The sequence below is a fragment of the Streptomyces sp. NPDC058470 genome (assembly GCF_042721055.1).
Taxonomy (GTDB): Bacteria; Actinomycetota; Actinomycetes; order Streptomycetales; family Streptomycetaceae; genus Streptomyces.
Genome location: NZ_JBHXMF010000033.1, coordinates 1 through 19606, shown reverse-complemented (window position 1 = coordinate 19606; position 19606 = coordinate 1). Strand labels below are relative to the sequence as shown.

Annotated in this window: 11 protein-coding genes; 8 read left to right on the top strand and 3 right to left on the bottom strand. The window is 70.9% G+C overall.

Going from position 1 to position 19606, the window contains the following annotated elements; genetic code table 11:
- The first annotated feature begins 316 nt into the window (after positions 1–316).
- Complete coding sequence (locus tag ACFWP7_RS23810) at positions 317–3370, top strand: AAA family ATPase (RefSeq protein ID WP_384384264.1); 3054 nt, start codon at positions 317–319, stop codon at positions 3368–3370.
- Positions 3371–3417: 47 nt separating this feature from the next.
- The gene (locus tag ACFWP7_RS23805; RefSeq protein WP_384384474.1) at positions 3418–3636 is read left to right on the top strand and encodes a DUF6191 domain-containing protein; all 219 of its coding nucleotides are present in this window, start codon (positions 3418–3420) and stop codon (positions 3634–3636) included.
- Between the two features lie 128 nt (positions 3637–3764).
- On the opposite strand, the gene ACFWP7_RS23800 is transcribed toward ACFWP7_RS23805, so the two are convergent.
- Together ACFWP7_RS23800 and ACFWP7_RS23795 are read right to left on the bottom strand one after the other, a co-directional pair.
- Positions 3765–4949 carry a PQQ-dependent sugar dehydrogenase gene (locus tag ACFWP7_RS23800; protein WP_384384261.1) on the bottom strand — a complete coding sequence of 395 codons (1185 nt, stop codon included), beginning with the start codon at positions 4947–4949 and terminating at the stop codon, positions 3765–3767.
- A gap of 153 nt (positions 4950–5102) precedes the next feature.
- Positions 5103–6110 (bottom strand): aldo/keto reductase, encoded by a 1008-nt coding sequence (locus ACFWP7_RS23795; RefSeq protein ID WP_384384259.1) that lies wholly within the window; start codon positions 6108–6110, stop codon positions 5103–5105.
- Between the two features lie 76 nt (positions 6111–6186).
- Here ACFWP7_RS23795 and ACFWP7_RS23790 point away from each other — a divergent pair, with 76 nt between their 5' ends.
- The 6 genes from ACFWP7_RS23790 (at position 6187) to serA (ending at position 16208) form a co-directional block, all read left to right on the top strand.
- Positions 6187–7137: a 2-hydroxyacid dehydrogenase gene (locus ACFWP7_RS23790; RefSeq protein WP_384384256.1), complete on the top strand. Its 951-nt coding sequence runs from the start codon at positions 6187–6189 to the stop codon at positions 7135–7137.
- Between the two features lie 436 nt (positions 7138–7573).
- Positions 7574–10552: a putative bifunctional diguanylate cyclase/phosphodiesterase gene (locus ACFWP7_RS23785; protein ID WP_384384254.1), complete on the top strand. Its 2979-nt coding sequence runs from the start codon at positions 7574–7576 to the stop codon at positions 10550–10552.
- Between the two features lie 234 nt (positions 10553–10786).
- Positions 10787–12640: an acetolactate synthase large subunit gene (locus ACFWP7_RS23780; RefSeq protein WP_384384251.1), complete on the top strand. Its 1854-nt coding sequence runs from the start codon at positions 10787–10789 to the stop codon at positions 12638–12640.
- 20 nt (positions 12641–12660) lie between these two features.
- Positions 12661–13188: an acetolactate synthase small subunit gene (gene ilvN, locus ACFWP7_RS23775; protein ID WP_384384248.1), complete on the top strand. Its 528-nt coding sequence runs from the start codon at positions 12661–12663 to the stop codon at positions 13186–13188.
- A gap of 115 nt (positions 13189–13303) precedes the next feature.
- A complete protein-coding gene (gene ilvC / locus ACFWP7_RS23770; protein WP_384384245.1) occupies positions 13304–14305 on the top strand; it encodes a ketol-acid reductoisomerase in 1002 nt (333 codons plus the stop codon).
- A gap of 304 nt (positions 14306–14609) precedes the next feature.
- A complete protein-coding gene (gene serA / locus ACFWP7_RS23765; RefSeq protein ID WP_384384242.1) occupies positions 14610–16208 on the top strand; it encodes a phosphoglycerate dehydrogenase in 1599 nt (532 codons plus the stop codon).
- 233 nt (positions 16209–16441) lie between these two features.
- Here serA and ACFWP7_RS23760 read toward each other — a convergent pair whose 3' ends face one another.
- The gene (locus tag ACFWP7_RS23760) at positions 16442–19459 is read right to left on the bottom strand and encodes an ATP-binding protein (protein WP_384384239.1); all 3018 of its coding nucleotides are present in this window, start codon (positions 19457–19459) and stop codon (positions 16442–16444) included.
- Positions 19460–19606: the final 147 nt, after the last annotated feature.

Below are 19606 nucleotides of genomic sequence, written 5' to 3'. Positions count from 1 at the left end.
GGGGGTCGGCCGTTCTCCCGGACCACGGTCCGCCGTCCCGGCAAGCGGGTCGACGGCGGCTGTCGTGACAACTGGGTCAATGGCGGCCGTGGTGAAAACCGGGTCAACGGCGGCTGTCGTGAAAACCGGGTCAACGGCGGCCGTGGCGAGAGCAGGGTCAACGGCGGCCGTCCCGACAACCGGGTCGACGGCCGCCGTCCCGACAACCGGGTCGACGGCCGCCGTTGTCACCACCAGGTCGGCGACGGCCGTCCCGGCAATGGGGTCAACCGCGGTCCTCCCGATATCCGGTGCCGCACGGTCAGACCCCTGTGCGATGCTCGGACCAATGGAGACCAGGTCCGTCAGCCCGGTGTTCGTCGGACGCGCCGAGGAGTTGGGCGTGCTGCACGAAGCGCTCGCCCGCGCCGCCGCGGGCGAGCCACAGGCATTGCTGCTCGGCGGCGAGGCCGGGGTCGGAAAGACCCGCCTGATCGAGGAGTTCGCCACCTCGGCCGGACGCGAGGGCGCGATCGTCGCGTGCGGCGGCTGCGTCGAGATCGGCGCCGACGGACTGCCCTTCGCGCCCTTCTCCACGGCCCTGCGCGCCCTGCGCCGCCTCCTCCCGGACGAGCTCTCCGCCGCTGCCGCCGGACAGGAGGACGAACTGGCCCGGCTGCTGCCCGAGCTGGGCGAGGCCGGCCAGGGGCGACGGTACGAGGAGGAGGGCATGGCCCGTCTCTTCGAGCTCACCGCCCGCCTCCTGGAGCGCGTCGCCGCGAACCGCACGGTCGTCGTCGCCCTCGAAGACCTGCACTGGGCCGACGCCTCCACCCGTCACCTCCTCGCCTACCTCTTCCGCACCCTGCGCAGCGGCCGGCTCGTCGTCGTCGCCAGCTACCGCGCCGACGACATCCACCGCCGCCACCCGCTGCGCCCCCTGCTCGCCGAGCTGGACCGCCTCCGCACGGTCCGCCGTATCGAACTGGGCCGCTTCAGCCGAGCCGAGGTCGGCCGCCAGATCGCCGGGATCCTCGCCCACGAACCCGACCCGGCCCAGGTCGACGAGATCTTCGAACGCTCCGACGGCAACGCGTTCTTCGTGGAGGAACTCGCCGTCGCCTCCGACCAGGGCTGCCGCACGGCGCTCACGGACACCCTCCGCGACCTGCTCCTCGTACGCGTCGAAGGCCTGCCCGAGAGCGCCCAGCGAGTCGCCCGGATCGCCGCCGAGGGCGGCTCCACCGTCGAGTACCCACTGCTCGCCGCCGTGGCCGGGCTCGCCGAGGACGACCTGATCGAGGCGCTGCGGGCCGCCGTCGGCGCCAACATCCTGCTCGCCTCACCCGGCGGCGACGGCTACCGCTTCCGCCACTCCCTGGTCCGCGAGGCCGTCAGCGACGACCTGCTGCCCGGCGAGCGCTCCCGCTTCAACCGGCGCTACGCCGAAGCCCTGGAGGCCGACCCGACGCTCGTACCGGCCGACGAGCGCCTCACCCGGCTGGCCAGCTACTGGTACCACGCCCATGACGCGGCCAAGGCCCTCCCCGCCGTCCTCGACGCCTCCGTCGAGGCCCGCTGCCGCCACGCCCACTCCGAGCAACTGCGGCTCCTGGAGCGGGCGATGGAGCTGTGGGACGTGGCCTCCGAGGCCGTGCGGGCCGACCTGCGCCCCGTCGACTACGTGGAGGTCTATCCGCCCTGCGGCTGCGACTCGGCGACCACGCCGCTGCGCTATCTCGACCTGATGGCGGAGGCCGCCGTCGCGGGCCGGCTGTGCGGAGAGCGCGAGCGCGCCCTGAAGATCACCAAGCGGGCGCTGCACCTCCTGGAGGACGACGGCGATCCCCTGCGCGCCGCCTGGTTCTGGTGCCAGCGCTCCCGCCTGGTCCAGGCACAGGCCCGCGGCGACGGCTGGCAGGAACTCGGCACCGCCCAGGAACTGGTCCGCGGCCTGCCCCCGTCGGAGGTGCACGCCGACGTCCTGTCGAACGTCGCCGCCTGGTGCATGCTGCACGAACCGGGACCCGGCGCCTTCTCCGCCGCCGAGCGCGCCGTGGAGTACGCACGCATGGTCGGCGCCCGGGACATCGAGCTGAACGCCCGGCTCACCCTCGGCGGCCTCATGGTCGACGCCGGCGACATCGAGGCGGGTCTCGCGGAGCTGTACGAGGTCAAGGACCAGGTGAACCTGCACGGCGCCTCCCTCGTCGTGGGCCGGATCCACATCAACCTGCCCTCCCATCTGGAGTCGCTCGGCCGCTCCCGCGAGGCAGTCTCGGTCCTGGGGGAGGGCGTCGAACTCGCCAAGAGAAAAGGCCTGTTGGACACCGAGGCCTATGTCTGGGGCAACCTCTCGGAGTCGCTCGACTCCCTCGGACAGTGGGGCGAGGCCGTCGAGGCCGCCGGGAAGGCGCTGCGCATCGGGCTCAACGGCAAGGCGTCCGGCGTGGCCGGCATCCGTCTTTCCCAACTCGCGCTGGCCCGCGGTGATCTCGCCGAGTCCGGACGCCAACTCGCAGCCGCCCGGGCCCACTTCGGCACCCACGATCCCATGCCCCAGCACGCCCTCCCGTTGCTGAGCAACGCGATCGGTATCGCCGCCGCCGAGGGTCGCCTCCTCGACGCCCGCGCCGCGCTGGCGGAGGCCCTGAGCGTGGGCTTCCCGCCCGGCACCCAGCGCTACGGCTGGCCCCTGCTGCTCGCCGCCGCCACCGCGGAGGCCGACGCCCGCGGGCTGCCCGTCGCCGAAGCGGGCCGCGCCGAGACGGTGGAGCATCTCCGCTCCGCCGCCAAGTCCCTGGCAACCGGCGCGCCCCTCTGGCTCGCGTATGAGGGGTGGGTGCGCGCCGAACTCCGCCGCGCCGAGGGCGTGACCACCCCCAGCGACTGGTGCGAGGTGGTCACCGCCTTCGAACCCCTGGAGCGCCCCTACGACCTCGCCCGCGTCCGTCACCGCCTCGCCGACGCCCTGCTGGCCTCGGGAGCGGACGACGACGACCGTGCCCGCGCCACGGAACTCCTCCGCCTGGCCCGGGCCGCCGCCGACCACCTCGGCGCCCGCCCGCTCGGCGACACCGTCACGCTGCTCGCCCAGCGGGCACGCCTCGCCCTGGGCCGCGTCCCCGAAGCGGCCGCCCTGACCCCCGCCGACCCCGCGGTCGCCCTCGGCCTCACCAGCCGCGAGCGCGATGTCCTCCGCCTCGTCGCCGTCGGCCGCAGCAACCGCCAGATCGCCGAGGAGCTCTTCATCTCCCCCAAGACGGCCAGCGTCCATGTGTCGAACATCCTCGCGAAGCTCGGCGTCTCCGGCCGTGGCGAGGCGGCGGCCATGGCCCACCGCCTGCGGTTGTTCCCGCCTGAGACCCCCGCTGCCCAGGCAGTGGGCTGAGGTTTACGCTGTAGGAGACCCGGGCCGAGGGAGGCGCCGTGTTCAACATGTTCGAGGAGCTGTTCGCGCCGGGCCGCAAGCACACCAACGACGAACGCAAGCGCCTGGAACTGAGCCGGGTGGACCTGAACGACGGTGACCCCGGCCGCGGCCCCATAGACCTGTCCTCGGGCAAGGTGATCGTCCGAGCACCGGCGCCCGAACCGGCGACTCCGCAGAGCCCGACCGCGGACGCGACGGAGACCGAGACGCCCGACGGGGACTGAAGAGCCCGACGGAGATCGAGGCGCCCAACGGCGTCGAAGTGCCCGACGGAGATCGAGGCGCCCAACGGCGTCGAAGTGCCCGACGGAGATCGAGCAGCACACCGCGGCAGGCGCCCTCGGCTTCCCAATCACGTCACCTCCAGCTCCAGAATCCTGTCGTCTCCCTCCCCGGGGCTGCCCCGTCCGTCCGTCTCGCTCGTCACCAGCCAGAGCTTGTCGCCGCCCGCCGACACCACCGTTCGCAGACGGCCGTAGTCACCCTCCAGGAAGGCCTGCGGTTCCGCGGAGGCCTTGGTGCCGTCCAGAGGGATGCGCCACAGGCGTTCGCCCTTGAGGCCCGCCATCCAGATGGAGCCCTCCGCGTAGGCGATGCCGCTCGGGGAGGCGTCGTCCGTGTGCCACTGGGCGACCGGGTTCAGATACTTGGAGTTGTCGCTCTCGCCCTCGACCACCGGCCAGCCGTAGTTCCCGCCCGGCCTGATCTGGTTCAGCTCGTCCCAGGTGTCCTGGCCGAACTCGGCAGCCCACAGCCGCTGTTTGTCGTCCCAGGCGAGACCCTGGACGTTGCGATGCCCGTACGAGTAGACGACCGAGTCGTTGAACGGATTGCCCGGCGCCGGCTCGCCCTCCGGAGTCATCCGGAGGATCTTGCCGCCCAGCGACTTGGTGTCCTGGGCCAGACCCGTCTGACCCGTCTCACCCGCCCCCGCGTACAGCATCTCGTCCGGGCCGAAGGCGATCCGGCCACCGTTGTGGATGTACCCCTTGGGAATGCCCCGGAAGATCGTGTCCGGCGAGCCCAGCTGCTCCCCGGACGGCTTGTTCTCGTCGTACAGCATGCGGACGATGCGGTTGTCCGACACCGTGGTGAAGTACGCGTAGACCAGATGGTCCGAGGCGTAGTCGGGGGAGAGCGCGATCCCCAGGAGGCCGCCCTCTCCCTCGGGGGCCACCCCGGGCACCTCGCCCAGCTCCGTCTTCTTGCCGCTCTCCCCGTCGACCCGTGTGATCGTCCCCTCGTCACGCGAGGACACCAGCAGGTCGCCCTCGGGCAGGGGTGCGACGCCCCAGGGGGAGTCGAGGTCCTCGGTGACGGTGCGCACGACCTTCACCGAGCCCTTGGCGGGCGGTGTTACCTCGGCGGCCTGCCCGGAGGACGAGGCCCCCGGCTCCGTACCGCCGCCGTCACTGCTGCTCGGCGACGGGCTCCCGCCGCCGTCCGCCGTCCCTCCGTCGTCGGAGGAACAGCCGGCCGTCACCAGAAGCGCGGCCGCGGCCAACACGGCCGTCACCACTCGTCGTTGCACGATCATGGGGTCCCTTCGACGCGGCGGTTCTACTGTTCATACACCGCTCGCGCCCCACGAGTTCCCGATCACGGACAAACAAATCCGGCCACCTGCCTCGTGGCCACGTACTGTTCGCCAGGTACCCCGGCTGTTCGCCAGGTACCCCGGCGGTGCGGCCTACTCCCAGGATCCCTGCGCCCCCGGCAACCCCGCCACCTCCGCCAGATCCTCCGCCGTCAGTCCCAGCGCGGCCGCCTCCGCGTTCTCCGCGACCCACCGCTCCCGCTTGGCCCCCGGCACCGGCACCACGTGCGGCCCCTGCGCCAGCACCCAGGCCAGCGCCACCTGCGCGGGCGTGACGGCGTTCTCGTGGGACCCGTGCCGGCGGGCGACGCGTCTCAGGCCTACGACGATCGGCTGGTTCGCGGCCATCATCTCGGCGGTGAAGCGGGGGTGCCGGGCACGTACGTCGTCGGGTTCGAAACCCTCGCCGGGCGTCAGCGTGCCGGTCAGGAAGCCGTTGCCGAGCGGCATTGCCGCCAGGAAGCCCACCCCGTGGGCCGCGCACCACGGCAGCAGCACGTCCAGCGCCTCCGTGGACCACACCGACAGCTCGGCCTCCACGGCGCTCACCGGGAAGACCTGCTGCACCCGCTCCAGCTGACTGATCGTTCCGTCGTGCAGCCGCGCCCCCGAGCGGCGGGCGGAGCGGGCACCCACCGCGCACAGCCCGAGCGAGCGCACCTTTCCGGCCGTCACCAGCTCCGCCATCGCACCCCAGGTCTCCTCGACGGGAACCTCGGGGTCCGCGCGGTGCAACTGGTAGAGATCGATCACGTCCGTCTGGAGTCGGCGCAGCGACGCGTCGCACGCCCGCTTCACATAGCCCGGGCGGCCGTTGGCCACGATGTGCTGTTCGCCCACCAGCAGGCCGACCTTGGTCGACACGAAGGCCTCGGAGCGTCGCTCCTTCAGGACCCGCCCCAACAGGAGCTCGTTGGTGAAGGGGCCGTACATGTCGGCCGTGTCGAGCAGGGTCGAACCCCGGTCGAGCGCCGCGTGCACCGCACGGAGCGACTCCTCACCGCGCTGTTGCGAACCGGTGTACGCCCAGCTCATCGGCATGCACCCGAGCCCGACCGCTCCCACGCCGAGCGCCGCCGCCCCGACCGTCCTGCGCTCCACCTGGCCGTAACCCTCCCTCTTCCGGCTCCCCAACCTAACCTCTGTACGTCCCGGCCCCTGACATAGCCTCTTGAGCATGACTTCAGACGTATGGCTTCCCTTTCGTGCCGAGGACATCGACGGGCTTCCAGCGGGTCTCAACTACCGCTACTGGAATGGTGACCAGGAGTTTCCCGCGGATCCGGCCGATTGCGAGTTCTATGTCGTGCCCTATATGAAGCCGCCCGCCGTCTCACGGCGGCCGATGTCCGCGATGACCTCGGTACGGGTCCTGCAGACGCTGTCCGCCGGTGTCGACCACGTCCTGCCGAGCCTCGAAGTCCTGCCCGCCGGCGTGCAGTTGTGCAACGCGCGAGGAGTGCACGAGGCGAGCACCGGCGAGCTGGCCCTCGCGCTGATCCTCGCCTCCCTGAGAGGCATCCCCGACTTCGTGCGAGCACAGGACAAGGGGGAGTGGAAGTCGGGGTTCCACCCGGCGCTGGCCGACAGGTCGGTCCTCATCGTGGGCTACGGGGCGATCGGGTCCGCCATCGAGGACCGGCTCACTCCCTTCGAGCTCGCGCGGGTGGCGCGCGTCGCGCGCTCCGCGCGCACCACGGAGCGCGGTCCGGTGCACGCCCTCGCCGAACTGCCCGCCCTGCTGCCCGAGGCCGACATCGTCATCCTGTCCACGCCCCTCGACGACACCACCCGCGGCCTGGTGAACGCGGACTTCCTCTCCCACATGAAGGACGGCGCCCTCCTGGTGAACGTCGCCCGTGGCCCCGTCGTCGACACCAAGGCGCTCCTCGCCGAGCTGGAGAGCGGCCGTATCACCGCGGCCCTCGACGTCACCGACCCCGAACCGCTGCCCCAGGGGCACCCGTTGTGGCAGGCGCCCGGCATCCTCATCAGCCCCCACGTCGGCGGACCCACGTCCGCGTTCCTGCCGCGCGCCAAGCGGCTCCTGGTCGCGCAGTTGAACCGTTTCGTGAACCGGGAGCCGCTGGGGAACGTGGTGCTTACGACGAGCGCGCGGGCCACGTGACGACGGGCGAATAGGCCGGCTCACCACGGGCGCGCGGGCCATGTCCCGTCCGCTCCCCGTCCGCTTTTGACACCCTCCGCAGTTCTCCGGATGCGGGCAGTGCCGACAAACTCCCTGGTCGTCACGGAGCGTAGAGGAACTATGTCCCTGAGTGACGAGACTGGTGTATCGTCCCGACTGGGGCTGCGCCGTGCACCGTTCGGCGCCGGGGATGGACATTCGGACTGCGAGGGGGGCGACGGGCGATGCACGGCCTATGGACCAACGATCCGACGAGGCGGGGCCGCTGCCGACGGCCCTGGCGCGCGGCCAGGCGGAGACGCGGGCAGTGCGGCCACAGTTGCCAGAGTGGACATCACCACCGCAGGCCCAGTGGCCGCCGGAGGCATGCGCGCGCGGACCAGCGGGATCCCGGGGCACGGACCGGGTGGGCCCGGTGAGTTCCCTCGGAGCGCTGCTGACCCGTCGGCCGGTGCTCGGTGGCGGGACAGGCCTTGTCTCACAACTCGTACTGGCCCTGGTGTGCGCGGGATACGCCGTCGGTTCCGCGCTCGGCTGGGGCTCCGCGAGCATCGCATTCTTCATGGGCGACTTCGGTCTGAGTGCGGCCGCGGGCGCCGCCGCGGTCTCCTGCTTCCGGTACGCCCAGAGTCGCCGCAGCCGTTTTCGACCCGCCTGGCTGCTGTTCGCACTCTCCTCCGCCATGGCATGCCTGGGCAACGCCGTCTGGGGGTGGTATGAGGTCGTCCTCGAACGCCCCGTGCCCAGCCCCAGTTTCGCCGACGTGTTCTTCCTCTGCTTCGCGCCGCCCGCCATCGTGGGCCTGCTCGTGCTCGCCAAGAGGCCTGTGACCAAGGCGGGTTGGGTCTGCCTGGCACTCGACTCCTGGCTGATCGGCGGCTCGTTGCTCACGCTGTCCTGGAGTCTCGCGCTCGCCCAGGCGGCGAAGTTCGACGGGCCGAGCGTCGCGCACACCGCGCTGTCACTGGCGTACCCGCTGCTGGACATCGCACTGGTCAGCATGGTGCTTGCGCTGCACTTCCGGCGCTCGTCGGTGAACCGCTCCGCGGTGAACACCGCGGTCGGCGCGCTCGCCCTGACCGTGATGTGCGACGCCCTGTTCACCTCACCCCTGCTGCACAACGACTACCGCTCGGGGCAGCTCCTCGACGCGGGCTGGTTCGCCGGCTCACTGCTCCTCGCGTACGCCCCCTGGGTCGCCCCCCGGCACGGTGAGCCGGGCACGGACCGGTATGACACCGACGGGCACGCGCGCGTGGTGCACGAACGCATCCCGGGACAGCGGCAGGAGGGGCGGCCGGGACACATGGGAGGACAGGTGCACGTGCCCCTCCAGGGCGCAGTCCACAGCGCGGACCACGGCCGATATCAGGCCACCCGTCCCATCGCCGGATCGCTGGCCGCCCTCACGCCCTACCTGGCCGCCGCCGTCTGCACCCTGGGGATCCTCTACAACGTCCTGAACGGTCGCAACGTCGACCGGGTGGTGCTCATCACCGCCGGTCTCGTCGTGCTCGCCCTCGTCGTCCGCCAGGGCATCATGCTCCTCGACAACATCACCCTCACCCAGGAACTGGCCCAGAAGGAGAACCACTTCCGCTCCCTGGTGCAGGGCTCCAGCGACGTCATCATGATCGCAGCCCCGAACGGCATTCTGAGATACGTCAGTCCGGCCGCCGCCGGGGTCTACGGACGGGACGCCGAGGACCTCGTGGGTTGCGAACTCGCCTCGCTCATCCACCCCGAGGACCTCGGCTGTGTGGTCCACGAAGTGCGCCGCTTCCTGGCCGCGAGTCACATCGAGGAGCCCACCACCCGCATCGAGTGCCGCTTCAGGTCGGGCGACGGCGGCTGGCTGAACGTGGAGTCCACGGTGAACCGGCACCACGGCGGCCTCATCTTCAACAGCCGTGATGTGACCGAACGGGTGCGCCTGCAGGCGCAGTTACAGCACAACGCCGAGCACGACCCGCTCACCGACCTGCCCAACCGCGCCCTGTTCACCCGGCGCGTCCAGCAGGCGCTCTCCGGCCGCCGCTCCTCCGACCGCGGCACCGCCGTCCTGTTCATCGACCTGGACGGCTTCAAGGCGGTCAACGACACGATCGGGCACCAGGCCGGCGACGAACTCCTCGTCCACGCCGCCCGCAGACTCCAGGACTCCGTGCGGCACGGCGACACCGCCGCCCGCCTCGGCGGCGACGAGTTCGCGGCGCTCATCGTCGGCGACGGCACCCGCGACCGCACCGCCCGTGAGCATCAGATCCTCGAGCTCGCCGACCGCCTGAGGCTCACGCTCTCGCAGCCGTACACCATCGACGGCAACGATGTCCGAGTCGCCGCGTCCATCGGCGTCGGCTTCGCCGAACCCGGTCTGGGCGCGGGTGAGTTGCTGAGAAACGCCGACCTCGCCATGTACCGCGCCAAGGCGGCGGGCAAGGGCCGCGTCGAGCTCTACGCACCCCAGATGCAGCAGGACGTCGTACGCAAGGCGGAGCTGGCGACCAGGCTGCGCTCCGCCCTGCAGGACGGCGAGTTCACGCTGCTGCACCAGCCCGTGGTCTCGCTCGACAACGGCCGGATCGCGACAGTCACCGCCCAGGCGCGCTGGCGTTCCTCCCAGGGTGTGCTGTTCACGCCCGCGGAGTTCCTGCGCGTCGCCGAGGACAGCGACAGGACCGCCGAGCTGGGTCGCTGGATGCTGCAGGAGGCCGTCGAGCAGGCCGCCGAGCGCGCCGCCACCGGCGTCATGCTGCCCGTCGCCGTCCGGATGAACGCCCGGCGGCTGTTGGACCGCTCCGGGCCCCTCGGCTCCGTGGAGGCCCTGCTGACCCGGTACGGGCTCCCCTCCGGCGCCCTGATCATCGAGCTGGCAGACACCGACCCCCGGGTCTCCCTGGATGAGCTGGAGCGCCGGCTGAACGCGCTGCGGCGGCTCGGCGTCCGGATCGCCCTGGACGGCTTCGGCAGCGGCCATGCCGCCATCACGGCACTGAGACGGCTCCCCGTCGACGTGCTGAAACTGGACAGGGACCTCGTCGAGGGCGTCGTCGAGTCCGCGCGGCTGCACAAGATCACCAGCGGGCTGCTGCGGATCGCCACCGACCTCGGGCTCCAGTCCGTGGCCGACGGCGTGGATCTTCCGGAGCAGGTCATCGCCCTGCGCGCGATGGGCTGCACCCATGGGCAGGGCATGGCGTTCTCCGCGCCGCTGGACGAATACCGGCTGCACAGGGCGCTCTCCATGGGCCACTACCCGGTGCCGCACGGACCCGTCGAGCCGGTGTTCGCGGGCGGTGGCGGTGCGGGGGTCTACACCGGTGGTGTGCCCGCCGTCTACGGAGGTGGGACCGTCCTCCGCTCACATAATGAGACTCCCGTCCCACCCACTTGACAGTCGGTGCGTGCCGGGGGGAGGGTCAATGCCATGCGCACCCGAATTCTCGTACTTGGAAAGCGCGTCGGCTGAGCTGGGACCCACCGGATCGATTGAACCGGAATACCCAGCGATCGCACCGGCGCGCTCCCCTCGCTTGCCTCACGGCACGAGGGGTTTTTTGTTGCACAGACACCAGTCGTACACCGTACAAAATTCGCAAAAACCCTCAGCATCGAGAAGAGAATGCCGATGACCGAGCAGGCCACCGGGGCCCACCATCCGCAGCCGCGGCCCCGTTCCGGAGGACAGCAGCCCGCCCCCGTCGAGCACGTCACGGGTGCGAAGTCCCTCATTCGCTCGCTCGAGGAGGTCGGGGCCGACACCGTATTCGGTATCCCCGGCGGGACGATCCTTCCGGCGTACGACCCGATGATGGACTCGAGCCGGCTGCGTCACGTGCTCGTCCGTCATGAGCAGGGTGCGGGTCACGCGGCCACCGGTTACGCGCAGGCCACCGGCAAGGTCGGTGTCTGCATGGCCACGTCGGGCCCGGGTGCGACGAACCTGGTGACGCCGATCGCGGACGCCATGATGGACTCCGTCCCGCTGGTCGCCATCACCGGCCAGGTCGTCACCAAGGCGATCGGCACGGACGCCTTCCAGGAGGCGGACATCGTCGGCATCACGATGCCGATCACCAAGCACAGCTTCCTGGTCACCAAACCGGGGGACATCCCGAAGGCGATCGCCGAGGCGTTCCACATCGCCTCGACCGGCCGCCCGGGTCCGGTCCTCGTCGACATCCCGAAGGACGTGCTGCAGGCCCAGACGACGTTCTCCTGGCCGCCGCAGAGCGACCTGCCGGGTTACCGCCCGGTGACCAAGCCGCACGCCAAGCAGATCCGTGAGGCCGCCAGGCTGCTCACCCAGGCGAAGCGGCCCGTGCTGTACGTCGGCGGAGGCGTCCTCAAGGCGCACGCCACCGCCGAGCTGAAGGTCCTCGCAGAACTCACCGGAGCGCCCGTCACCACCACACTGATGGCGCTCGGCGCATTCCCCGACAGCCACAAGCTGCACCTGGGAATGCCGGGCATGCACGGTGCGGTCACCGCCGTCACCGCGCTGCAGAAGGCCGACCTGATCGTCGCCCTCGGAGCCCGCTTCGACGACCGCGTCACCGGCAAGCTGGACAGCTTCGCCCCGTACGCCAAGATCGTCCACGCCGACATCGACCCCGCGGAGATCGGCAAGAACCGCGCCGCCGACGTGCCGATCGTCGGTGACGCCCGCGAGGTCATCGCCGACCTGATCCAGGCGGTGCAGAAGGAGTACAGCGAGGGCCACCAGGGCGACTACACCGCCTGGTGGAAAGACCTGAACCGCTGGCGCGAGACGTATCCGCTCGGCTACGAGCAGCCCGACAACGGCTCGCTCGCCCCGCAGCAGGTCATCGAGCGCATCGGCCAACTCGCCCCGGAGGGCACGATCTTCGCGGCGGGCGTCGGCCAGCACCAGATGTGGGCCGCGCACTACGTCCAGTACGAGAAGCCCGCGACCTGGCTGAACTCCGGCGGCGCCGGAACGATGGGCTACGCGGTCCCGGCCGCGATGGGCGCCAAGGCCGGCCGGCCGGACCGTACGGTCTGGGCGATCGACGGCGACGGCTGTTTCCAGATGACCAACCAGGAACTCACCACCTGCGCCCTGAACAACATCCCGATCAAGGTCGCCATCATCAACAACGGCGCCCTCGGGATGGTCCGCCAGTGGCAGACCCTCTTCTACAACCAGCGCTACTCCAACACCGTGCTGCACAGCGGCCCGGACGCGGACGGCAAGCAGCCGAGCGCCGGCACCCGCGTCCCCGACTTCGTCAAACTGTCGGAGGCCATGGGCTGCTACGCGATCCGCTGCGAGTCCCCGGACGACCTCGACAAGGTGATCGAGGAGGCGAACTCGATCAACGACCGCCCGGTCGTGGTCGACTTCATCGTCCACGAGGACGCGATGGTGTGGCCGATGGTCGCCGCCGGCACGTCCAACGACGAGGTCATGTTCGCCCGGGACGTCCGCCCCGACTTCGGCGACAACGAAGACGACTGAGAGAGAGCCGAGTCAGACCCATGAGCAAGCACACCCTCTCCGTCCTCGTCGAGAACAAGCCCGGTGTCCTCGCCCGGATCACCGCCCTGTTCTCGCGCCGCGGCTTCAACATCGACTCGCTCGCCGTCGGCGTCACCGAGCACCCGGAGATCTCCCGCATCACGATCGTGGTGAACGTGATCGAGGCGCTGCCCCTCGAACAGGTCACCAAGCAACTCAACAAGCTCGTCAACGTCCTGAAGATCGTCGAGCTGGAGCCCGCCTCCGCCGTTGGGCGCGAACTCGTTCTGGTGAAGGTGCGTGCCGACAACGAGACGCGCTCCCAGATCGTCGAGATCGTCCAGCTGTTCCGCGCCAAGACCGTCGACGTCTCCCCGGAGGCCGTCACCATCGAGGCCACCGGCGGCAGCGACAAGCTGGAGGCCATGCTCAAGATGCTGGAGCCGTTCGGCATCAAGGAGCTCGTCCAGTCCGGCACGATCGCGATCGGCCGCGGCGCACGCTCGATCACCGATCGGTCGCTACGCGCCCTCGACCGGTCTGCCTGAGGCTTGAAACGGGCGGTCGGCAGTCGTCGGCCGCCCGTATACCGAGACCCGAAAACTTCCCTCCCCCCGCCCGCCGTACGGTGGGACGCGACACCGCACACCAAGGAGAACCCCAGTGGCCGAGCTGTTCTACGACGACGACGCCGACCTGTCCATCATCCAGGGCCGCAAGGTCGCGGTCATCGGCTACGGCAGCCAGGGCCACGCCCATGCGCTGTCGCTGCGCGACTCGGGTGTCGACGTCCGCGTCGGTCTGCACGAGGGCTCCAAGTCCAAGGCCAAGGCCGAGGAGCAGGGCCTGCGCGTGGTGACTCCCGCCGAGGCCGCCGCCGAGGCCGACGTCATCATGATCCTGGTTCCGGACCCGATCCAGGCGCAGGTCTACGAGGAGTCCATCAAGGACAACCTCAAGGAGGGCGACGCGCTGTTCTTCGGCCACGGCCTGAACATCCGCTTCGACTTCATCAAGCCGCCGGCCGGCATCGACGTCTGCATGGTCGCCCCGAAGGGCCCGGGCCACCTGGTCCGTCGGCAGTACGAGGAGGGCCGCGGCGTTCCGTGCATCGCGGCCGTCGAGCAGGACGCGACCGGTAAGGCCTTCCCGCTGACGCTGTCGTACGCGAAGGGCATCGGCGGCACCCGCGCCGGCGTCATCAAGACGACCTTCACCGAGGAGACCGAGACCGACCTGTTCGGTGAGCAGGCCGTCCTCTGCGGTGGCACCGCGGCGCTGGTCAAGGCGGGCTTCGAGACGCTGACCGAGGCCGGCTACCAGCCGGAGATCGCGTACTTCGAGTGCCTCCACGAGCTGAAGCTCATCGTCGACCTCATGTACGAGGGCGGCCTGGAGAAGATGCGCTGGTCCGTCTCCGAGACCGCCGAGTGGGGCGACTACGTCACCGGCCCGAGGATCATCACGGACGCCACCAAGGTCGAGATGAAGAAGATCCTCGCCGAGATCCAGGACGGGACCTTCGCCCGTGAGTGGATGGCCGAGTACCACGGCGGTCTGAAGAAGTACAACGAGTACAAGAGCCAGGACGAGAAGTCCCTCCTGGAGACCACCGGCAAGGAGCTCCGCAAGCTCATGTCGTGGGTCAGCGACGACGAGGCGTAAGCCCTTCGCGCAAGGGTCGGAGCGGGCTGCTCCGACCCTCGCGCGAACCCGTGGTAACGCCTGGAAACACGGCCTTGTCCATCCCGTCCAGCCACGGACGGGTGATCCTTCCGCAGAGGCGTAAGGGGGCCCGGTCGGCGCCACTACACTGCTGCACATCAACAACGCGTCAGGCCCACAGCGTCGTGCGTCTTCCACGCGGCTAAGCGACGCCGGGGAAGTGCACTTTTCCGGATCCGCTGACCACCCTCCACCGCATGCGGCCGTCGGGACGGCCGTCCGCATTGGACCTGTGAGGACTCACGTGAGCACTGCGTCATCGAAACCCGTCGTACTCATCGCCGAAGAGCTGTCGCCCGCGACCGTCGACGCGCTGGGCCCCGACTTCGAGATCCGGCAGTGCAACGGTGCGGACCGCGCCGAGCTGCTGCCCGCCATCGCCGATGTCGACGCGATCCTGATCCGCTCGGCCACGAAGGTCGACGCGGAAGCCGTCGCCGCCGCGAAAAAACTGAAGGTCGTCGCACGAGCCGGCGTCGGCCTGGACAACGTCGACGTCTCCGCCGCCACCAAGGCCGGCGTGATGGTCGTCAACGCCCCCACCTCGAACATCGTGACCGCCGCCGAGCTCGCCTGCGGTCTGCTCCTTGCCACCGCGCGCCACATTCCGCAGGCCAACACGGCGCTGAAGAACGGCGAGTGGAAGCGCAGCAAGTACACGGGCGTCGAGCTCGCCGAGAAGACCCTCGGTGTCGTCGGCCTCGGCCGGATCGGCGCCCTCGTCGCGCAGCGCATGTCGGCGTTCGGTATGAAGGTCGTCGCCTACGACCCCTACGTCCAGCCTGCCCGGGCCGCGCAGATGGGCGTGAAGGTCCTGACGCTGGACGAGCTCCTCGAAGTCTCCGACTTCATCACCGTGCACCTGCCCAAGACCCCCGAGACCCTCGGTCTCATCGGCGACGAGGCGCTGCACAAGGTCAAGCCGTCGGTGCGGATCGTCAACGCCGCCCGTGGCGGGATCGTCGACGAGGTCGCGCTGTACTCGGCGCTCAAGGAGGGCCGCGTCGCGGGCGCAGGCCTCGACGTGTACTCGAAGGAGCCCTGCACGGACTCCCCGCTCTTCGAGCTCGACGAGGTCGTCTGCACCCCGCACCTCGGTGCCTCCACGGACGAGGCGCAGGAGAAGGCCGGCGTCTCCGTCGCCCGCTCGGTGCGCCTCGCGCTCGCCGGTGAACTGGTCCCGGACGCGGTGAACGTCCAGGGCGGTGTCATCGCCGAGGACGTCAAGCCGGGCCTGCCGCTCGCCGAGAACCTCGGCCGCATCTTCACCGCCCTCGCGGGCGAGGTCGCGGTCCGTCTCGACGTCGAGGTGTACGGCGAGATCACCCAGCACGACGTCAAGGTGCTCGAACTCAGCGCGCTGAAGGGCGTGTTCGAGGACGTCGTCGACGAGACCGTGTCGTACGTCAACGCCCCGCTGTTCGCGCAGGAGCGCGGTGTCGAGGTCCGGCTGACCACGAGCTCGGAGTCCCCGGACCACCGCAATGTCGTCACCGTGCGCGGCACGCTCAGCGACGGCCAGGAGGTCTCGGTCTCCGGCACGCTGGCCGGTCCCAAGAACCTGCAGAAGATCGTCGCCGTCGGTGAGTACGACGTGGACCTCGCGCTCGCCGACCACATGGTCGTGCTGGGCTACGAGGACCGTCCCGGTGTCGTCGGCACCGTCGGCCGGATCTTCGGCGAGGCGGGCATCAACATCGCCGGTATGCAGGTCGCGCGCGCGGTCGCCGGCGGGGAGGCCCTCGCGGTCCTCACCGTGGACGACACGGTCCCGCAGAACGTGCTGACCGAGGTGGCCGACGAGATCGGGGCGACGTCGGCACGGTCGGTCAACCTCGTCTGAGGCTGCCCGCCCCGCTGGGGGCTGCCGCCCCCAGGCACCCGCTTCGGCCTGGACGGCCTCGTCCTCAAACGCCGGACGGGCTGAGTAGCTCAGCCCGTCCGGCGTTTCGCGTATGCGCTCCGCTGGAGTTCCGGTGCGTCGTCCGCGGGTGCATCGTGGCTGGGCGCGCCCACGCGGCGGAGCCGCAGATGTCAGAGCCCCGCGCTCCTTTGGGGCGCTGCCGCCCGCCTCGTTCAGCCGGTCGGCTCGGACACGATCAGGCCCTCTCGATAGGCGATCGCCACCGCCTCCGTGCGGCCGGCGGCGCCCAGCTTGGCGAGGATGTTCGAGACGTGGACGCTCGCCGTCTTGCCGCTGATGAACAGTTCCTCGCCGATCTGGCGGTTGGTGCGGCCGAGGGTGAGGAGGCGCAGGACGTCGCTCTCGCGGGCGGTCAGTACGGCGATGCGGTCGGCGGCGGACGGTGATTCGGCCAGCCGACCGCGCCGGATGAGGGTGTCCACCGCCTCGCGCAGCGGCACGGCACCGAGTCGGACCGCCGTTTCGCGGGCAGCGCGCGCGTGCTCGGCGGCTTCCTCGCGGCGGTCCGCCGACAGCAGGGCCTCGGCGAGCCGCCGCTCGCAGCGGGCCAGTTCGTAAGGGTCGCCGTAGCCGAACGCGGCGACGGTCTTCTCCCACGCGGCGACGTCAGGACCGGAGTGCGCGCGCAGCCACTCCGCCTCGGCGCGCGCCAGCCACGCCAGCCCCTCGGGACCCTGCTCGGAGCCGTCCTCACCCTTCGCGGCCGTGGCCCTGGCCACCTCCACCAGCTCGGTGGCGGTGTCGGTCCAGCGGCGGGCCCCCGCCTCGTCGCCGGTGAGACGCAGCTCTACGGCTGCGTCCGCGACGGCGGACAGGGCCAGCGCGGTGAGCCGCACACCGATGTCGGGCTGTTCGGATCCCGAGCCGTCGGCGAGCTTGACGAGGTGGGTGCGCACACCCGCGACGGCTTCCCCGGCGTCACCCCGCAGGGCCGCGGCATCGGTCAGCACGATGGCCGCGACAAGCGAGGCCATCCAGTCGAACGGGCCGTCGAGCAGGGCGTGGGCACGCTCGGTGGCGTGCTCCTCGCCGCGGGCGAGGGCGACGTACAGCGCGGGACCGGTCGCGAACCCGCCCGCCGCGGGCAGCCGTTCGGAGTCGGCGGCGGCTGCTCGGGCGCACTCGTCCCAGCGGCCCAGGGTGTAGAGGACGAGCGACTGGAGGTAGCGCAGTTCCAGGGCGTACGGCGCGGAGATGAGCCCGGAGCGGTTCGCGCGCTCCAGCCCCTCGGAGAGCCAGCCGAGGCACTCGTCGAGGTCACCGGATTCGTAGCAGCCGATGGCGAGGTTGAAATGCGCGCGCATCTCGATCGTGACGTGGCCCACGCGCCGGGCGAGGTCCCGCGCCAGGCGCAGCCGGTCGCGGCCCTCGGCGGTGCGTCGGTTGTGCCCTTCCAGGCCGACCAGAGAGATGATCAAGTCGGCCTGTGCGTCGGACAGTTGCAGTTCCTCGGCCATGCGCAGCGCCTGGCGGCCGACCCGCTCGGCGTCCTGATCCTGGCCCATGTACCGCGCCGCCATGACATGGGTGGCCGCCGCCCACACCCAGGTGTGCGACGGAGGCTCGGCGGGGATCATGGCGAGCGCCTCGCTGCTGTACGTGAACGCGGCCTTCAGGCTGTCGACGCGCATCAGGTTGCCCGCCAGGGTGTAGCGGACGCGCGCGGCGAGTTCGGAATCCGCGTCCGAACCGGCCCTGGCGAGAGCGGAGCGGGTGAGGGAGACAGCGCGGTGCGACTCGCCGGCGTGCGCGGCGGCCGCGGAGGCGCGCAGGGTGAGGGTCACCGGGCCGGCCGCGGTCTCGGGGCGGGCGGCGGAGTCCACCGCCGGCCACAGCTCGAGCGCGGTCTCCAGATGGCGCAGCTCCTCGGCGGGCGCGCCGACGTGCTGGGCGTGATCGGCGGCTTCGAGCGAGGCGACGAGTGCGTCGGCGAGGTCGTGGCTCTCCCGTGAGTGATGGGCACGCTCCGCCGCGCTCTTGGCCGAACGGCCCTGCCCGGCAAGGAGTTTGGCGAACGTACGGTGCAGCCGGACCCGCTCGCCGGGCAGCAGGTCGGCGTACACCGCCTCGCGGGTCAGGGCATGCCGGAAGGAGTACGTGGCGTCCTCGCCGGGGACCAGCAGCTGCCGGCCGACGGCCTCGCGCAGCGCCGACTCCAGCTCGTCCTCCGGTAGTTGTACGGCGTCACGCAGCAGCTCGTGCTCGACGCGGCGCCCTGCGACGGCCGCCGTGCGCAGCACCTGCTGTGCGGTGTCGGAGAGTTGCTCGATACGGATCAGGAGCAGGTCGGCCAGGCCGCTCGGCATGGCGCCGGATGCCGGGCCGGTGTTGCCGGGGAGCGGGTCGGTGGTGGCGGCGAGCAGCTCCTCCGCGTAGAAGGCGTTTCCCTCCGCTCGGTCGACGATACGGCGGACCGTCGTGTCGGACAGCGGGTCCGTCCGCAGTCCCCGGACGAGCCGGGCCACGTCGGCGTCGGCCAGCGGTCGCAGTTCCAGCCGGTCGACGGCGGGCAGCCGGACCAGCTCGGCGAGCAGCGGACGCAGCGGGTGGCGGCGGTGCAGGTCGTCCGCGCGGTACGAGGCGAAGATCGCCAGGGGGTGCGGCGGGGCGCCGGAGGCCGGGCTCTGGAGGAGACCGCGGCTGAGCAGGAAGCGCAACAGGTCGCGCGAGGACTGGTCGGCCCAGTGGAGGTCTTCGAGGATCAGCAGGAGGGGAGTGATGTCGGCGGCGTCGGAGAGCAGGGAGGCCATGCCCTCGAAGAGGCGGAGCCGGTTGCCGGTGTCGTGGGCGCCGTCGCCTCCGGTGCCCAGCAGGGGGTTGACCGCGGGGTGGGCCGCGAGCGCGCCGGTGAACCGGTCGTCCGCGGCCAGTACGCCGAGGATCTCCGTGAACGGAAGGTACGGCAGGCCGACGTCGCCGAGGTCCACGCAGTGGCCGGTGAGGACGGTCATGCCGGTGGCGGTGGCTTGGGTGGCGGCTTCTGTCACTGTGCGGGTTTTGCCGACGCCGGCGTCGCCCGCTACCAGTACGGCGTGGGGGGCGCCGTTCCTGGCGCGGGTCAGCACGTCGGTGAGCCGGGCGAGTTCGTCTGCCCGGCCGATGAACGGCGTACCGAATGTCTGAGCCACGGGACCATCCTGGCACGGGGGACTGACAGGGGCCGTTGGCATTCCTTCGCCCCCTCCGCCCCTGCCCGTCCCTTCCTCCTGGGGCTCCGCCCCAGACCCCGCTCCTCAAACGCCGGAGGGGCTGGGTTTAGCCTGTCCGGCGTTTGAGGACGAGCGCGTTCAGCGCGACAGCGGGGGTCTGGGGGCGGC

What these genes read in the sequence shown, in the direction of transcription:
- ACFWP7_RS23780 (WP_384384251.1), top strand. Translation starts at nt 10,787, where the DNA reads ATGACCGAGCAGGCCACCGGGGCCCACCATCCGCAGCCGCGGCCCCGT.
- ilvN (WP_384384248.1), top strand. Translation starts at nt 12,661, where the DNA reads ATGAGCAAGCACACCCTCTCCGTCCTCGTCGAGAACAAGCCCGGTGTC.
- ACFWP7_RS23790 (WP_384384256.1), top strand. Translation starts at nt 6,187, where the DNA reads ATGACTTCAGACGTATGGCTTCCCTTTCGTGCCGAGGACATCGACGGG.
- ACFWP7_RS23805 (WP_384384474.1), top strand. Translation starts at nt 3,418, where the DNA reads ATGTTCGAGGAGCTGTTCGCGCCGGGCCGCAAGCACACCAACGACGAA.
- ACFWP7_RS23760 (WP_384384239.1), bottom strand. Translation starts at nt 19,459, where the DNA reads ATGCCAACGGCCCCTGTCAGTCCCCCGTGCCAGGATGGTCCCGTGGCT.
- ACFWP7_RS23810 (WP_384384264.1), top strand. Translation starts at nt 317, where the DNA reads ATGCTCGGACCAATGGAGACCAGGTCCGTCAGCCCGGTGTTCGTCGGA.
- ACFWP7_RS23800 (WP_384384261.1), bottom strand. Translation starts at nt 4,949, where the DNA reads ATGATCGTGCAACGACGAGTGGTGACGGCCGTGTTGGCCGCGGCCGCG.